Source organism: Streptomyces silvae (assembly GCF_016745505.1).
GTDB classification, from domain to species: domain Bacteria; phylum Actinomycetota; class Actinomycetes; order Streptomycetales; family Streptomycetaceae; genus Streptomyces; species Streptomyces silvae.
This window is the reverse complement of the sequence record NZ_JAERUC010000069.1, coordinates 14,841-29,396: the sequence shown is the minus strand read 5'-3', so window position 1 is coordinate 29,396 and position 14,556 is coordinate 14,841. Positions and strand designations below refer to the sequence as shown.

Annotated in this window: 12 protein-coding genes; 5 read left to right on the top strand and 7 right to left on the bottom strand. The window is 72.5% G+C overall.

All coding sequences use genetic code 11. The annotated features are described in order from the left end of the window. The first annotated feature begins 103 nt into the window (after nucleotides 1-103). Nucleotides 104-961: an endonuclease/exonuclease/phosphatase family protein gene (locus JKV81_RS09020; protein WP_236055922.1), complete on the top strand. Its 858-nt coding sequence runs from the start codon at nucleotides 104-106 to the stop codon at nucleotides 959-961. Between the two features lie 141 nt (nucleotides 962-1,102). Beyond that, entirely contained in the window at nucleotides 1,103-2,746 is a 1,644-nt protein-coding gene (locus JKV81_RS09015) for a DNA repair helicase XPB (RefSeq protein ID WP_099174053.1), read from the top strand. Nucleotides 2,747-2,789: 43 nt separating this feature from the next. Here JKV81_RS09015 and JKV81_RS09010 read toward each other — a convergent pair whose 3' ends face one another. Next, entirely contained in the window at nucleotides 2,790-2,981 is a 192-nt protein-coding gene (locus tag JKV81_RS09010) for a hypothetical protein (protein WP_187281922.1), read from the bottom strand. Nucleotides 2,982-3,108: 127 nt separating this feature from the next. Next, nucleotides 3,109-4,089: a zinc-dependent alcohol dehydrogenase family protein gene (locus JKV81_RS09005; RefSeq protein WP_129264920.1), complete on the bottom strand. Its 981-nt coding sequence runs from the start codon at nucleotides 4,087-4,089 to the stop codon at nucleotides 3,109-3,111. A gap of 115 nt (nucleotides 4,090-4,204) precedes the next feature. Between JKV81_RS09005 and JKV81_RS09000 the strand changes: the two genes are divergently transcribed. The 3 genes from JKV81_RS09000 (at nucleotide 4,205) to JKV81_RS08990 (ending at nucleotide 8,064) form a co-directional block, all read left to right on the top strand. Next, nucleotides 4,205-4,573, top strand: a complete 369-nt coding sequence (locus JKV81_RS09000) for a winged helix-turn-helix transcriptional regulator (RefSeq protein ID WP_129264919.1) — start codon at nucleotides 4,205-4,207, stop codon at nucleotides 4,571-4,573. Nucleotides 4,574-4,841: 268 nt separating this feature from the next. Beyond that, complete coding sequence (locus tag JKV81_RS08995) at nucleotides 4,842-6,899, top strand: HelD family protein (protein WP_202075344.1); 2,058 nt, start codon at nucleotides 4,842-4,844, stop codon at nucleotides 6,897-6,899. Between the two features lie 175 nt (nucleotides 6,900-7,074). After that, nucleotides 7,075-8,064, top strand: a complete 990-nt coding sequence (locus JKV81_RS08990) for a lytic polysaccharide monooxygenase auxiliary activity family 9 protein (RefSeq protein ID WP_202075343.1) — start codon at nucleotides 7,075-7,077, stop codon at nucleotides 8,062-8,064. A 34-nt stretch (nucleotides 8,065-8,098) separates the two neighbouring features. Here the strand turns inward: JKV81_RS08990 and JKV81_RS08985 are convergent, their stop codons facing one another. The 5 genes from JKV81_RS08985 to JKV81_RS08965 all read right to left on the bottom strand — a co-directional run bounded on the left by JKV81_RS08985 (nucleotide 8,099) and on the right by JKV81_RS08965 (nucleotide 14,520). Then, entirely contained in the window at nucleotides 8,099-10,339 is a 2,241-nt protein-coding gene (locus JKV81_RS08985; protein WP_202075342.1) for an MMPL family transporter, read from the bottom strand. A gap of 149 nt (nucleotides 10,340-10,488) precedes the next feature. Then, on the bottom strand, nucleotides 10,489-11,178 hold the full coding sequence (locus JKV81_RS08980) for a copper homeostasis protein CutC (protein WP_129264915.1): 690 nt from the start codon (nucleotides 11,176-11,178) through the stop codon (nucleotides 10,489-10,491). A 176-nt stretch (nucleotides 11,179-11,354) separates the two neighbouring features. Then, nucleotides 11,355-12,779 (bottom strand): lipase family protein, encoded by a 1,425-nt coding sequence (locus JKV81_RS08975; RefSeq protein WP_202075341.1) that lies wholly within the window; start codon nucleotides 12,777-12,779, stop codon nucleotides 11,355-11,357. A gap of 177 nt (nucleotides 12,780-12,956) precedes the next feature. Then, complete coding sequence (locus JKV81_RS08970) at nucleotides 12,957-13,877, bottom strand: CU044_5270 family protein (protein ID WP_202075340.1); 921 nt, start codon at nucleotides 13,875-13,877, stop codon at nucleotides 12,957-12,959. After that, nucleotides 13,870-14,520: an RNA polymerase sigma factor gene (locus JKV81_RS08965; protein WP_307820504.1), complete on the bottom strand. Its 651-nt coding sequence runs from the start codon at nucleotides 14,518-14,520 to the stop codon at nucleotides 13,870-13,872. Before JKV81_RS08965 ends, JKV81_RS08970 begins: the two co-directional genes overlap by 8 nt. Nucleotides 14,521-14,556: the final 36 nt, after the last annotated feature.

Sequence of the window (14,556 nt, the reverse complement as noted above, 5' to 3'; positions counted from 1 at the left end):
CGGAAGAGCATGGGCACTGCTGGGCTGTGGCGTCCTGGCTGCCGCACCCGCCACTCTGCTCGTCGTTCGGCTGGCGGGACTCGACGCGGGAACGCTGTTCGCGATGCCCATGGTGCTCTTTCCCTGGTCGACCGTGCTCGGTGTGCTGGTGCTGGGAGCGATGGCCGCTGTTCCCGCTCTGCGGTTGCGGTGGGCCCTGGCCGTGCTCACGACCGTGGTGGTCGCCCACGGAGCGCTGCTGGCACCACGCTTCGTACCTGCGCGCCAGCACGTGCCGGCAGGATCGGCCGAGTTGCGTGTCGCCACCGTCAACACCGACGGCGGCCGCGCCGACGCCCGTGCGCTGGTGGAGTTGATCCGCACCGAGCGGATCGATGTGCTCGCCGTGGAGCAGATGCCGTCGGCAGGTGTGGACGCGCTCGACGAGGCGGGCCTGGGTGCGCTGATGCCCTACCGGGAGCTCCACCCCGAGTACGACTCCTCCCTCTACTCACGGCACCCGCTGTCCGACGGCGGCACGACGGATGTCGACACCGCCTGGCCCCAGACCACCGCCGAGGTCACGGTGGGCGGACACACGGTGCAGCTCGTGGCCGTCCACACCTACTACCCGCTCGGGGACACGAAGCGCTGGTCACGGGATATGGCCGCCCTGACCTCCGTGGCCCGGCGCAGCGGCCCGGACACCGTGTTCCTGGGTGACTTCAACGCCTCCCTCGATCACAGCCCCATGCGGAAGCTGCTCTCGGCCGGCCTCACGGACACCCATGCCGAACTCGGCCGTGGATGGGCCCGCACGTGGCCCGTCGGCCACGCCCTCGTCCCGCCCCTGGTCCAGCTGGATCACGTCCTGCACGGCTCCGGCCTGGCGGGGGTCTCCGTCGGCGAGCACACCGTGCCGGGTACGGACCATCGGGCGGTCGTCGCGGTGCTGGCGCTGCTGCCGGCGAACCAGCGGTAGCCCCGGCCGCGCGGCCGGCGACGATCTCGGGTGGTGAGGTGCGGGCAGCGCAGCGCCCCGCTCAGGCCCCCGATGCGGCACACTGGACGTTTGGCTGTTCGCACCCGGGCGGCCACCCCCCGTAGGAAAGGGCCGCCGCGCGTGACCGGACCCCTCATCGTCCAGAGCGACAAGACGCTGCTCCTCGAAGTCGACCACGACCAGGCCGAGGCCTGCCGTCGTGCCATCGCCCCCTTCGCCGAGCTGGAGCGTGCTCCCGAGCACATCCACACCTACCGGGTGACCCCGCTCGGCCTGTGGAACGCCCGCGCCGCGGGGCACGACGCCGAGCAGGTCGTCGACGCGCTCGTGGAGTACTCGCGCTACCCCGTGCCGCACGCGCTCCTCGTCGACATCGCCGAGACGATGGCGCGGTACGGCCGCCTCACCCTGTCCAAGCACCCCGTCCACGGGCTGGTGCTGACGTCCAACGACCGGCCGGTGCTGGAGGAGATCCTCCGCTCGAAGAAGGTCCAGCCGCTGGTCGGGGCGCGTCTCGACCCGGACACCGTGGCCGTGCACCCCTCCGAGCGCGGCCAGATCAAGCAGACCCTGCTGAAGCTGGGCTGGCCGGCCGAGGACCTCGCCGGTTACGTCGACGGCGAGGCGCACCCGATCGACCTCGCCCAGGACGGCTGGGCGCTCCGCCCGTACCAGAAGCAGGCCGTCGAGGGGTTCTGGCACGGCGGCTCGGGTGTCGTCGTCCTGCCCTGCGGCGCGGGAAAGACGCTGGTCGGGGCGGGTGCCATGGCCGAGGCCAAGGCGACCACGCTGATCCTGGTCACCAACACCGTCTCCGCCCGGCAGTGGAAGCACGAGCTGGTGAAGCGGACCTCGCTGACCGAGGACGAGATCGGCGAGTACAGCGGTACGCGCAAGGAGATCCGGCCGGTCACCATCGCCACGTACCAGGTGCTGACCACCCGCCGTAAGGGGATCTACCCGCACCTGGAGCTGTTCGACTCCCGGGACTGGGGGCTCGTGATCTACGACGAGGTGCACCTGCTGCCCGCGCCCGTCTTCAAGTTCACCGCCGACCTCCAGGCCCGCCGGCGCCTCGGGCTCACCGCGACGCTGGTGCGCGAGGACGGCCGCGAGTCGGACGTGTTCTCGCTCATCGGGCCCAAGCGGTTCGACGCCCCGTGGAAGGAGATCGAGGCGCAGGGCTACATCGCGCCCGCCGACTGCGTCGAGGTCCGCGTCAACCTCACGGACTCGGAGCGGCTGGCCTACGCGACCGCCGAGGCCGAGGAGAAGTACCGGTTCTGCGCGACGACGGCGACGAAGCGGAAGGTCACCGAGGCGCTCGTACGCAAGCACCAGGGCGAGCAGACCCTCGTCATCGGGCAGTACATCGACCAGCTGGACGAGCTCGGCGAGCACCTGGACGCCCCGGTGATCAAGGGCGAGACGAGCAACGCGCAGCGGGAGAAGCTGTTCGAGGCGTTCCGTCAGGGCGAGATCAGCGTGCTGGTCGTGTCGAAGGTCGCGAACTTCTCGATCGACCTGCCGGAGGCGACAGTCGCCATCCAGGTCTCGGGGACCTTCGGCTCACGCCAGGAGGAGGCACAGCGGCTGGGCCGGGTGCTGCGGCCGAAGGCGGACGGGCACGAGGCGCGGTTCTACTCGGTGGTCGCGCGCGACACGATCGACCAGGACTTCGCGGCGCACCGCCAGCGGTTCCTGGCCGAGCAGGGCTACGCGTACCGGATCGTCGACGCGGACGAGCTGCTGACGGAGAGCTGACAAGGGAAGCGGACAAAGGCGGGGCGGGCCGGCCCCGGCGGGCTCAGCGGTGGCGGCGGACGACGCCCGCCTCCTCCGCGTACTCGCCGAGGACGGCCACCCCGAACGCGGTGCGGGCGAAGACGGACACGGCGCGTACCGCGTTTCCCACGCGGTGGCTGCGGGGGTGACCGGTGGCCGCGGTCGCGCCGTGCGCGGGGCCGGTCCTGCGGGGGTTCAGGTAAACGGTGCTCATGTATTCCATGGTGCTCCGCCCGCCCGGGCCCCGGCATCGGCCGACCGGCCTAAGTGTGCGGGGCTGCGAGTCGGCCGAAAGGGGGACCCCTCCCCTACGGGACGGACGCCCGCCGCGCCTTCCTCGATCAGACGGTGACGACGATCTTGCCGACCTGATGGCCCTCCTCCAGGTACGCGTGCGCGGCGACGATGTCGTCGAGGCCGAACACCCGGTCGACGGTGGGCCGTAGCGCCCCCGTGCGCAGACCGGCCTCCAGGAACGCGGCGATGCGGCGGACCACCGTGGGGTCCAGCGTGTGCTCGAAGCTCGCGTAACCGATGATCGTCAGCGGCCAGTTCATCGGGAACGACGCGGGCCGGGGGTCCAGCCAGCCCGCGGTGACCAGGGTCCCGCCGGGCTTGGCCGCCTTGGCCAGGTCCGCCAGGCCGGGTCCCATGACGGTGTCGAGGATGATGTCGGCGCCGGCCCCGCCCGTGTGCCGGTGGGCTGCCTCGGACACGTCGTCCCGGTCGGTGGCGATGACGGCTTCCGCGCCGGCGGCGAGCAGGGCGTCCTTCTTCGCGCCGCTGCGGGTGACCGCCAGGGGCACGGCGCCGAGCTGGCGGGCGACCTGGATCGCGGCCAGCCCCACGGCGCTGGATGCGGCGGTGATCAGGACGTGGTCACCGGGCCGGGTCGCGGCCTTCTCGACGAGCGCGCCGTAGGCGGTGGAGTACGCCACCCAGAGGGCCGCGGCCGCGGTGGCGTCGAGGCCGGCGGGCCGCGGGACGACGGATGCGGCCGGCACGGTGGTGTATTCGGCGTAGGTCCCGTTGAGGTCCATCGCGGGCACGGCGGTGATGATGACCGCGTCGCCGGCCGCGATCCCCTCGACGCCGGGGCCCACGGCGTCGACGGTGCCGGTTCCCTCGCAGCCCAGGCGGGCGTGCGGCAGCCGGACCGGCCCGGGGTAGTGGCCGGCGCGCATCATCTGGTCGAGCCGGTTGACGCCGGCGGCCTCGATCCTGATCCGCACCTCGCCGGTGCCGGGCTCGTCGAGCGGTTCATCGACGAGGTGCAGGACGTCCGGGGCTCCGGTCCTGTCGAACACGACGACTCGTGGCATGGGTGTGACCCGTCCTTCTCTCGGTGGGTGGCTGGGTGCGGCTCCGGGGGCCGGTTCCGCCCGCACACCAACGAAATTACTGAGCGGCCAGGTACCTCCTGGTACCTTCCCTTCCATGAGCCACCCGGCCGGAGACGTCTTCCTCGCCGACTGCCCGGCCCGGCTGGCGATCGAGATCATCGCCGACAAGTGGGCCGTCGTCGTGGTCTTCGCGCTCAGCCGCCGGCCGTGCCGGCACGGCGAACTCGTCGGGCTCATCGGCGGCATCTCCCGCAAGGTCCTCACCCAGACACTGCGCAAGCTCCAGGGCTACGGCCTCGTCGAGCGCCATGTGTACGAGGACGCGCGGGTCGAGTACAGCCTGACCGAGCTCGGCCGGACGCTCGTGGTGCCCATCGCGGCCCTGACGGAGTGGGCGGACCGGCACGGCGAGGCCGTCGTCGACTTCCAGGAGTCGCAGCGGGACGGGTCCGGCGGCCGGTAGCCGGCACCGGACGGCGCGGGCCGGGAACAATTCGTTCGCTCCCGGCCACGGCGGTCGATACAATCGCCGGTCTGCCCGCCTCCCGCACCGTGGTACCGGCCAGCCCTTCGAGCGGCCGGCAGCCGGGGGAGCGCCGCCGACCGGACGGAAACCGGCCGACAAACGCCGCACGCGCACCCCGCGTGCGCATCCGTGTGTGAACGTCCCCGAGCGGACCGGGCGGTGAGCCCTGTCCGCCGTCCTGCGTCGAAAAGCCGGAGGCAACACCGTGCCCGCGCACGAAGAGTCAAGCAATCCACTGGTCAGGGAGCGGGCGCACCTCGCCGCCTCCCGTGCCGCCCTGCGCGCCATGCGCGAGGACGTGCAGGCACTCGACATCCGCGACGTCACCGCGAACTGGGTCAACGCCGCGGTCCTCCAGTCGCAGATCGACGACCGCATCAAGGCGCTCGCCGACCTCAGCCACACCCCGCTGTTCTTCGGCCGCCTCGACTATCTGCACGTGGTCGGCGCCGAGAAGGCGGAGGGCAGCGAGGGGGAGCGGTTCTACATCGGGCGCCGCCACGTCCACGACGCCCACGGCGACCCGATGGTCATCGACTGGCGCGCGCCGGTCTCCCAGCCCTTCTACCAGGCGTCCAGGAACAACCCGCTGGACGTCGACCACCGCCGCCGCTTCGGCTACACCGGCGGCGAGCTGACCGCGTACGAGGACGAGTACCTCACCGACCCGTCGGAGACCGAGCAGACCAGCAAGCTCCTCCAGGCCGAGATCGAGCGGCCCCGCGTGGGCCCCATGCGCGACATCGTGGCGACGATCCAGCCGGAGCAGGACGAGATCGTCCGCAGCGATCTGGGCGGCACGGTCTGCGTCCAGGGAGGCCCGGGCACCGGGAAGACGGCCGTCGGCCTGCACCGTGTCGCCTACCTCCTGTACGCGCACCGGGAGCGCCTGGCCCGCACCGGGACGCTCGTCGTCGGCCCGAACCGGTCGTTCCTCCACTACATCGAGCAGGTCCTGCCCGCGCTCGGCGAGCTGGAGGTGCAGCAGGCCACCGTGGAGGACCTGGTGGCGGCGCGGGTCGAGGTGCGCGGTACGGACGAGTCCGCCGCCGCGGTGATCAAGGGCGACGCCCGGATGGCGGAGGTCCTGCGGCGGGCGATCCGTTCGCATGTGACGCCCCCGGTGGAGCCGGTCGTGGTGGTGCGCGGCTCCCGCCGCTGGCGGGTCCCGGCGTACGAGGTCGAGGAGATGACCGCCGAGCTCCTGGCCCGTGACATGCGGTACGGGGCCGCCCACGAGGCCCTGCCGCAGCGCATCGCCCACGCCGTTCTCGTACGGATGGAGGAGGCGGGCGAGGCCCCCGACGACCGGGTGCAGAACGCGGTGGCCCGTAACCCCGCGGTGAAGGCGGCCGTGAAGGCGGTCTGGCCGGCGGTGGACCCGGCGAAGCTGGTGCTGCGGCTGCTGACGGACGCGGAGTTCCTGGCCGCGCACGCGGAGGGGATCCTCGGCGACGACGAGCAGAAGCAGATCCTGATGGCGAAGCCCGCCCGCAGCGTGAAGGCGGCGCGGTGGACGGCGGCGGACGCGGTCCTGATCGACGAGGCGGCCGATCTGGTGGCACGGACGCACTCGCTGGGCCATGTCGTGATCGACGAGGCGCAGGACCTGTCGCCGATGCAGTACCGCGCGGTGGGCCGCCGCTGTTCGACCGGTTCGGCGACGGTGCTGGGCGACCTGGCGCAGGGGACGACGCCGTGGTCGACGGGCAGCTGGGAGCAGGCGCTGTTCCATCTGGGCAAGGCGGACGCGGTGGTGGAGGAGCTCACGGCCGGTTTCCGTGTGCCGCGCGAGGTGATCGCGTACGCCTCCCGGCTGCTCCCCGCGATCTCGCCCGGTCTCACCCCGGTGGAGTCGGTGCGTGAGGCGCCCGGCTCCCTCGCGGTGCGTGAGGTGGCGGCGGCAGAGCTGGAGGCGGCGGTGGTCGCGGCGTGCGAGGAGTCGCTGCACCACGAGGGCTCGATCGGCCTGATCGCCGCCGACGCCCGGATCCCGGCCCTGGCGGCGGCGCTCGCGGCGGCGGGTCACGCCTGCCTCTCCCCGGGCGAGGAGACGACCGCCGCGTCGAGGCTGACGCTGGTCCCGGCCTCGCTGGCCAAGGGCCTGGAGTACGACTACGTGGTGCTGGACGAACCGGCGGCCGTGGTCGACGGAGAGCCCGACGAGCGCACCGGCCTGCGCCGTCTGTACGTGGCCCTGACCCGTGCGGTCTCGGGCCTGATCGTGCTGCACGCGGCGGACCTCCCGGAGCAGCTGGCCTAGGCTCGCAGGACGCCGGGATCCCCCGGAGTGACCGGCCAAGTCCAGCCACTCCGGGGGAAGTTGTGGTTCCCCGTGCACGGAGCGTTTACAGACCTCCCGACGCGCGCTACGTTTTTGGGAGCGCTCCCACACCACCTTCGCACTCTCCTTCATCCCCCCAGAGGAGATCAACCTCATGGCTATGCGAACCACCCTCCGGAGCAGGACGACGACGCGCCGCGCACCCCGCGTGCTGAGCCTCCTGGGCGCGGGCCTCCTGGGCCTCACCCTGGCCTGCCTGCCCTCCCCCGCGTCGGCCCACGGCGTCGCCATGGAGCCGGGCTCACGCAGCTACCTGTGCTACAAGGACATGATCGCGAGCGGGAACCAGACCCCGTCCAACCCGGCGTGCGCCGCCGCGGTCGCGCAGACCGGCACCACCCCGCTGTACAACTGGTTCGGCGTCCTGGACTCCAACGGCGGTGGCCGGACCAAGGGTTACATCCCGGACGGCGAGCTGTGCAGCGGCGGCCACAACGGCCCGTACAACTTCTCCTCGTACAACGCGGCCCGCAGCGACTGGCCGACGACGCATCTGACCGCGGGCTCCACGATCCAGGTGAAGTACAGCAACTGGGCCGCCCACCCGGGGAAGTTCGACGTCTACCTCACCAAGGACGGCTGGACGCCGGACCAGCCGCTGGCCTGGGACGACCTGACGCTCACCCAGACCGTGAACAACCCGCCGCAGTCGGGTGGGGCGGGCTCGGACGGGGGCAACTACTACTGGGACCTCCAGCTCCCGCAGGGCAGGACAGGCAAGCACATGCTGTTCATCCACTGGATCCGCTCGGACAGCCAGGAGAACTTCTACTCCTGCTCCGACATCGCCTTCGACGGCGGCAACGGCGAGGTCACCGGCATGAAGGGCGGTCAGCTCTCGGCGGCCGAGCTGGCGGAGAAGGCGGAGAAGGCCGGGATCACGGCGGACCCGGTCCACGCGGAGCACGCCGAGCACACGGCGGCGGCCGGTGAGGCCGGTCTGGTGGCTTCCGCCGAGGACTCCTCGACCGGCTATCTGCCCGCCGCGACGGCCCTCTCCCTGACGGGCGCCGCCCTGGTGTTCGGCGCGGGTGCGGTGGCGCAGAGCCGGCGCCGGCGCCGTGAGGCCGGACGGAACGGCTGACGGCAGTGCCACGGAGGGGCGCCGGGGCCGGGGTTCATCTCCCGGCCCCGGCGTCCCCCTCCGCGTCGAGGTGCGGCAGGATCCGGTCCAGCCACCGCGGGGTCCACCAGGCGGCGCGGCCGAGCAGCGTCATCACGGCGGGCACCAGCAGCAGCCGTACGACGGTGGCGTCGATGAGCACACTCGCCGCGAGGCCGAGCCCGAGCATCTTGACGACGATGTTGTCGCTGATGAGGAAGGCGGCGAAGACGCTAACCATGATCAGTGCGGCGCAGGTGATGACCCGGGCGGTGATCTCCAGCGCGTGGGCGACGCTCGCCCGGGGGTCCCGGGTGCGCAGCCACGCCTCGTGGATCCGGGACAGCAGGAAGATCTCGTAGTCCATGCTCAGGCCGAAGACGATGGCGAACATCATCATCGGCACGTAGCTCTCGATCGGTACGTCGCCGGACACGCCCAGGGCGGGCCCGCCCCAGCCCCACTGGAAGACCGCCACGACGACCCCGTACGAGGCGGCGATCGACAGCACGTTGAGCACGGCCGCCTTGACGGCGACGAGCACGCCCCGGAAGACGGCCAGGATCACCAGGAGGGCGAGGCCGACGACGACGGCGATGATCAGGGGCAGTCTGCTGGAGACGATGTCGAGGAAGTCCACCTGCGCGGCGGTCGTGCCGGTGACGTAACCGTGGGCGCCGGTGCCGGAGACCGCGTCGGGCAGCACGTCGTCCTTCAGGTGGTTGACCAGACTCGTGGTCCTGCCGTCCTGCGGTGCGGCGACGGAGTACGCGGTGGCCGTGAGGACGTCGCCGTCCGAGGTGGCGGTGAGCGGGGTGATGTACGAGGCGTCCGGCACCTTCGTCAGGGACTGCTGGGCCTGCGTCAGCAGCGCGGACCGGTCGCTCCCCGGGACCCCGCTCTGGTCGATCACGAGCGTCAGCGGACCGTTCGATCCGGGCCCGAACACCGAGGACATCAGGTCGTACGCGCGCCGGTCGGTGAACGACCTGGGGTCGGCGCCGTCCCCGATGTGGCCGAGCTGCATGAAGAAGGCCGGGAAGGAGAGGACCGCCAGGACGACCACCCCGCCGGCCAGGAACCACCAGGGGCGGCGCTCCACCCGTCGCGCGTAGCGGTGCCAGGGGCCGTGCGCGTCCTGCCCGGGCCCGGCGTCCGTCTCGGCGACCGGCTTGCGGACGTGGATGCGGTCGACGCGCCTGCCGATGAGCCCCAGCACGGCCGGTACGAGGGTGAGGGCGCCCAGCACGGCCGTGACGACGGTGACGGCTGCGGCCAGGCCCAGTTTGCCGATGAAGCCGATGCCGGAGACCCACAGCCCGCAGAGGGCGATGATCACGGTGCAGCCGGAGAGCAGCACGGCCCGTCCGCTGGTGGCCGTGGCGGAGCCGGCGGCGGACACCGGGTCCCTGCCGTCCATGAGGTTCTGGCGGTGCCGGGTGACCAGGAACAGGGCGTAGTCGATGCCGACGCCGAGCCCGATCATCGTGGCCAGGGTCGGTGACACGGTGGCGAAGGTCGTCGCGGCGGCCAGCAGCCCCAGCAGGGCCAGTCCGCAGACGACGCAGATCAGGGCCGTGACCAGCGGCAGCAGGGCGGCCACCAGGCTGCCGAAGCCGATCAGCAGCACGAGGACGGCCACCCCGAAACCGATGGCCTCACTGGTGCGGTCGTTCGCCTCGGGCCGGGCGAGCTCGCCGAGCGGGCCGCCGTACTCGACGTCCGCGCCGGCCGCCCGCAGCGGCTGGACGGCGGAGTCCACCCCGTGGAGGTAGCCGGACCCCAGGGTGGAGGGCTGCACGCCGAAGCGGACGGTGATGTACGCCGTCCTCCCGTCGCTGGAGAGCGGCCCCACGTCCGGGCCGCCGCTGCTGCTCTGCGCCGTCAGCGGGTTCTGGACGGAGAGCACGTCGGGGAGTTTCTGGAGGCTGCCGACGGCCGTCGACATCTGGCTGCTCAGACCGCTGAGGGACGCGTCCGCGTCGTGCACCACCACCTGGCTGCTGTAGCCGCCCGCCGAGGGTGCGTGTGCCTCCAGGACGTCGAGGCCCTTCTGCGACTGGGTTCCCGGGACGGAGAAGTCGTCCGAGTAGTCACCGCCGAACGCGTGCTGGGCGACCTGGAGGGCGACGAGCGCGGCCAGCCACAGGACGAGGACGATCACGAAGTGCCGGGCGCACCACTCCCCGGTCGCACGCAGGGCACCGCCCCGGGCCGGCCCCGCGCCGGAGCCATGGGTGGACTGGTGCAGTGGCATGGGGACTCCGGGTCGTGGCCGGGCACCTGGGACACTCAGCATTCAAAGCCGGTCCCACCGCCACGGCACCCCGGAGTGGGGGAACGGGTGACCCCCGCCGGAGCGGGGTCACCACCTGCTGCTCCTCGACGTCGGCCGGTTCGGGGCCGTCAGCTGTCGAGCACCGTGCGCCATTCCCGTACGGCTGCGGCGTCCACCGGGCCGCTCCAGCCGTTCGGCCGGGCCGCCCCTCCGATGTGGAAGGCCCCGATGCCCGCGGCGCGCAGCCGTGGCAGGTGGTCCAGGCGCAGGCCGCCGCCCACCATGATCCGCGGTTCGTAGCCGGGCAGTTCCGCGCGCGCCGCTTCGTCGAGCAGCGTGTCCATGCCCGCGTCGACGCCGTCCGGCGAGCCGGCCGTGAGGAAGGTGTCGAGGCCGGGCAGGTCGGCGAGGTGCTTGCGCAGGACGTCACGGTCGGTCGCGCGGTCGATGGCGCGGTGGAAGGTCCACGGGCAGCCGTTCAGCTCGGCGACGATCCGCTCGACGGCCACCAGGTCGGCGTGGCCGTCCTGGTCGAGGAAGCCCAGGACGAACTCCTCGGCCCCGGCGGCGCGTAGCGCGCGGGCCTTCTCGACGAGGACGTCGATGTCACCGGCGGCGAATCCGTCCGCGATCCTGAGCATGACCCGCAGCGGGATCCGTACGGCGTCCCGGATCTCCTCGAAGGTGGCGAGCGGGGGCGTCAGTCCGTCGGCCGCCATGTCGGTGACCAGTTCGAGGCGGTCCGCACCGCCCGCCTGCGCCGCGACCGCGTCCTCCGCGTCGAGAGCGATCACCTCCAGGAGTGCACGGTTGCTCATGGTGTTCCCATCCTTCGGAGCGGCTGCGGACTACAGGTCTAGTCCAATAACCAGACTACGGGTCGGTCACCCGGGGCGCAGCTCCCCCTCGCAACGCATGCGTGAAGATACGCGAGGCCGCGGCGGCATCCGGGGAACGGACGCGCCGCGGCCTCAGGGGTCACGGGACGGGAGGGTCAGGGCTGGACCGGCATCGACCAGCAGTTGGAGGTGGTCTTCTTGCCGGCGAGCCGGTCGGTCAGCCAGGAGATGGCGCTGCCCTGGTCGGTGAGGAGCGGGGCGAGGTGGTTGGTGAGGAGCTTGTCGCCGAGGTTGGGCAGCAGGACGGCCTCGTACGTGATGTCGCCGCCCTTGCGGCACCAGTCCACCGCGAGCTGCCTGGCCTGCTTGTGACCGACGATGTCGTCCTGCACCCCGGTCGCCAGCCGCACCGGGGCGGTCGGCTTCAGGTTGCCTATGCGCTGCTGGGCGAGGATCGCCTGGAGCTTTGGTTCGGCCGCGATGATGTCGGCGATCGGCTTGCCGCTCGCGGTCCACTTCTTGCTGTTGGTGAAGCCGTAGCCGAGGATCGCGTCGCCCACGCACATGGTCGAGGTGTCCTTCAGCGCGGCCTTGCCCACGTCGTTCGTGTTCGCCTCGACGACCGCCTCCAGGGACGGGTCGGACTGGGCGAAGCCGTTGATCGACCAGCCCAGCGCGCCGGCCAGGGCGCTGCCGTCGATGCCCTTCATGACCTCGGTGAGGTCGGCGGGCGGGGCCCCCGCGTAGGTGCCAGCCAGATTGACGTCGGGTGCGTACGAGGACTGAAGCTCGGCGGCCGAGGCGCTGGCGCCGCCGCCCTGGCTGTAGCCGTAGAGGCCGACCCGCGAGGCGGAGGTGACCGAGGCGCCCGTGACGGAGCGGGCGGCGCGGGCCGCGTCCAGGAGCGCGTGGCCCTCGTCGACGCGGTTGACGTAGGTGTGGAGCCGGTCGGTCGTGCCGAGGCCGGCGTAGTCGGTGACGACGACGGCGGCACCGGCGGCGAGGAAGCGGTAGACCGCGAGGTTGTCGTACCCGATGGAGACCGTGCCCTCGCCAATGGTCAGCGGGTTCTGGAGCGAGAGCGAGGGGGCGCACTGGTCGCCCTGGCCCATGGTCCCCGAGGCCAGCGCCACCAGGGGGCGGGGCCCGCCGCCCTTCCACGCGGCGGCCGGTTCGATGTACGCGCCGGTGACGGCGACGGGGCCGCCGCCCGCGTCGGTGGACTTGTACATCAGCCGTGTCGCGGTGCCGGGCAGCCGGCGGCCGTCCAGGCCGGGGAGGCTCAGCCCGAGGGGCAGCGGCTCCGTACGGACGAGGGATCCGTCGGCGGAGGGCAGCTGCGCCGGCGGGTTGTAGAAGGCGGGGATGGTCACCCCTCGGGAGACCACCGGCTCCGGTCCGGCGGAGGCACTGTCGGCGGCCGACGCCGGTACGACGGCGGCGCCCAGGCAGGCGACGGCGGCACCCAGACCGGTGACAGCGGTCAGCAGGCGCCCCGTGCGGCGTCCCGGCCGACGGGGTTCCGGAAGGTGGGGGGTGTTCACGGTCGAGCTCGAACGGGTGATCTTGCGCGGACTCACGGCTCACTCCTCGCTCTGCTCCGATGAAGGTCAGCGCAAGCTAGCACCGCGGGGTTACCTCAGGTAACTCGTCGGTAAGTTACGCTTCGGTAACGTGCCGGAAGCGCGTACGGAAAGGGCATGCGGGGGCGTGCGGGGGAAGCAGGCCCGGCCCCCCGACCGGGCCTGCCCCCGGTCCTAGTGGGGCCGTTGCCCGATCTCGTCCACGACGCCGGACTTCACGAGGCCCTTGACCTCGGTGTACTTCGCGCCGCCCTTGAGCTCCCCGCCCACCGGCTTCGCCCCCCTGACGCCCTCCATGCGCATGCCGAGGTAGGCGTACGTACTCCGTTCGAAGACGGGGCCGAACGACATCCCTGGATACGAGACACCGATGCCGTGCCGGCCGAGGGCGTCCACCTCGTCGGCGTCCAGCACGATGCCGGGCAGCAGCGCGAGGGCCTCGAACGCGGCGGCCTGCAGCCCCGGCGGCATGACGCGCGGACCGCGCATCAGCAGGCAGAGGTCCATGTAGGCCGCGTCCCCCCGGGAGCCGCTCGCGTCGAACAGGGCGAGCAGCTTCTCCGGGTCGGTCGGCAGCTCGGCCAGCTTGGCGTACTCGGTGGGCGGCCACCGGACGCTGTGCGCCGACGGCGGCTCGTCCTTGGTCCGCCCGTCGTAGACGTACCGGGAGAGCCGGGAGCCGTCCACGGAGATCCAGTACTCGTCGGTGTGCGTCGTCCGCTTCCCGCCCTTGAGCGGGATCCGCGTGGAGACCTCCTTGGCGTAGAGGTACTGGTCGCCGCGCGGCACCGGCACTCCGCCGCCCTCGGCGCGGGTCCGGTCGGCCGCCCGGCGCAGCACCTGGGCCGCGGAGAGCGTGGTCATCCGCGGTGCGGGCCGGTCGTCCGAGGCGACGACGACGGCGGCCACCGCGGCGGCCGCCGTCGCGGCGAAGCCCGCCCGCAGGACCAGCCGCCGGGGCACGGCACGGGAGGGCGTCCGGCGGGTCTCCTCGGCCATGGCGCGGGCCAGCCGGGCGCGGCCCGCGGCGCGGGCCTCCCCGGTGAGCGCGGGCACCTCGGCCTCCAGCTCCCGCAGCGCGCTGAGGTCATCCATGGCCGGGCTCCTCGTGGTCGTCGTGCGGGCGGGTGGGGTCGGAACCGCCCAGCGCCTCGCGCAGCTTCTTCCGGGCCCGGTGCAGCCGCGACCGTACGGTGCCCACGGGGACGCCCAGCGCCTCGGCCGCCTCCGCGTAGTCCAGGTCGCCCCAGGCGACCACCAGCAGCACGTCCCGGTAGCGGGCGGGCAACGCGGCCAGTGCGCCCGCGAGTTCGGCCCGGACACCCTCGGCGCTGACCCGGGCGGCCACCCGGTCCGCCAGCGGCTCGGCGTCCCCGCCCGGGGCGGTGGACGCGGCGCGTGACAGCGCCCGCAGCCGCCGGGCCTCGGCGCGGCGGTGCCCTCCCACGAGGTTGGTGACGATGCCGTAGAGCCAGGGCCGCGCCTGCGGCCTCGACAGGTCGTACCTACGACGCTGCTGGAAGGCGATCACGAAGGTCTCGGCCATCAGGTCGTCGGCCGCCTCGGTGCCGAGCCGCCTGGCCGCGTACCGGTGGATGTCGTCGGCGTACCGGTCGAACAGCACGGAGAAGGCGTCCGGATCCTCCAGGGAACGCCGCACGACCGAGGCGTCGGACTCGGTGTGCTCGTCGGCGGCGACGGGGACCTCCCGTGCTTCGAACCCCGGCGGGGCGCTCACCGGTCGGCTCCTGGGCTCATGGGCATCCCTTGCTGA

Excerpts from the sequence above, each read along its gene's own strand:
- JKV81_RS09020 (WP_236055922.1), top strand. The coding sequence starts at position 104 with ATGCCCATGGTGCTCTTTCCCTGGTCGACCGTGCTCGGTGTGCTGGTG.
- JKV81_RS09010 (WP_187281922.1), bottom strand. The coding sequence starts at position 2,981 with ATGAGCACCGTTTACCTGAACCCCCGCAGGACCGGCCCCGCGCACGGC.
- JKV81_RS09005 (WP_129264920.1), bottom strand. The coding sequence starts at position 4,089 with ATGCCACGAGTCGTCGTGTTCGACAGGACCGGAGCCCCGGACGTCCTG.
- JKV81_RS09000 (WP_129264919.1), top strand. The coding sequence starts at position 4,205 with ATGAGCCACCCGGCCGGAGACGTCTTCCTCGCCGACTGCCCGGCCCGG.
- JKV81_RS08990 (WP_202075343.1), top strand. The coding sequence starts at position 7,075 with ATGGCTATGCGAACCACCCTCCGGAGCAGGACGACGACGCGCCGCGCA.
- JKV81_RS08985 (WP_202075342.1), bottom strand. The coding sequence starts at position 10,339 with ATGCCACTGCACCAGTCCACCCATGGCTCCGGCGCGGGGCCGGCCCGG.
- JKV81_RS08980 (WP_129264915.1), bottom strand. The coding sequence starts at position 11,178 with ATGAGCAACCGTGCACTCCTGGAGGTGATCGCTCTCGACGCGGAGGAC.
- JKV81_RS08970 (WP_202075340.1), bottom strand. The coding sequence starts at position 13,877 with ATGGATGACCTCAGCGCGCTGCGGGAGCTGGAGGCCGAGGTGCCCGCG.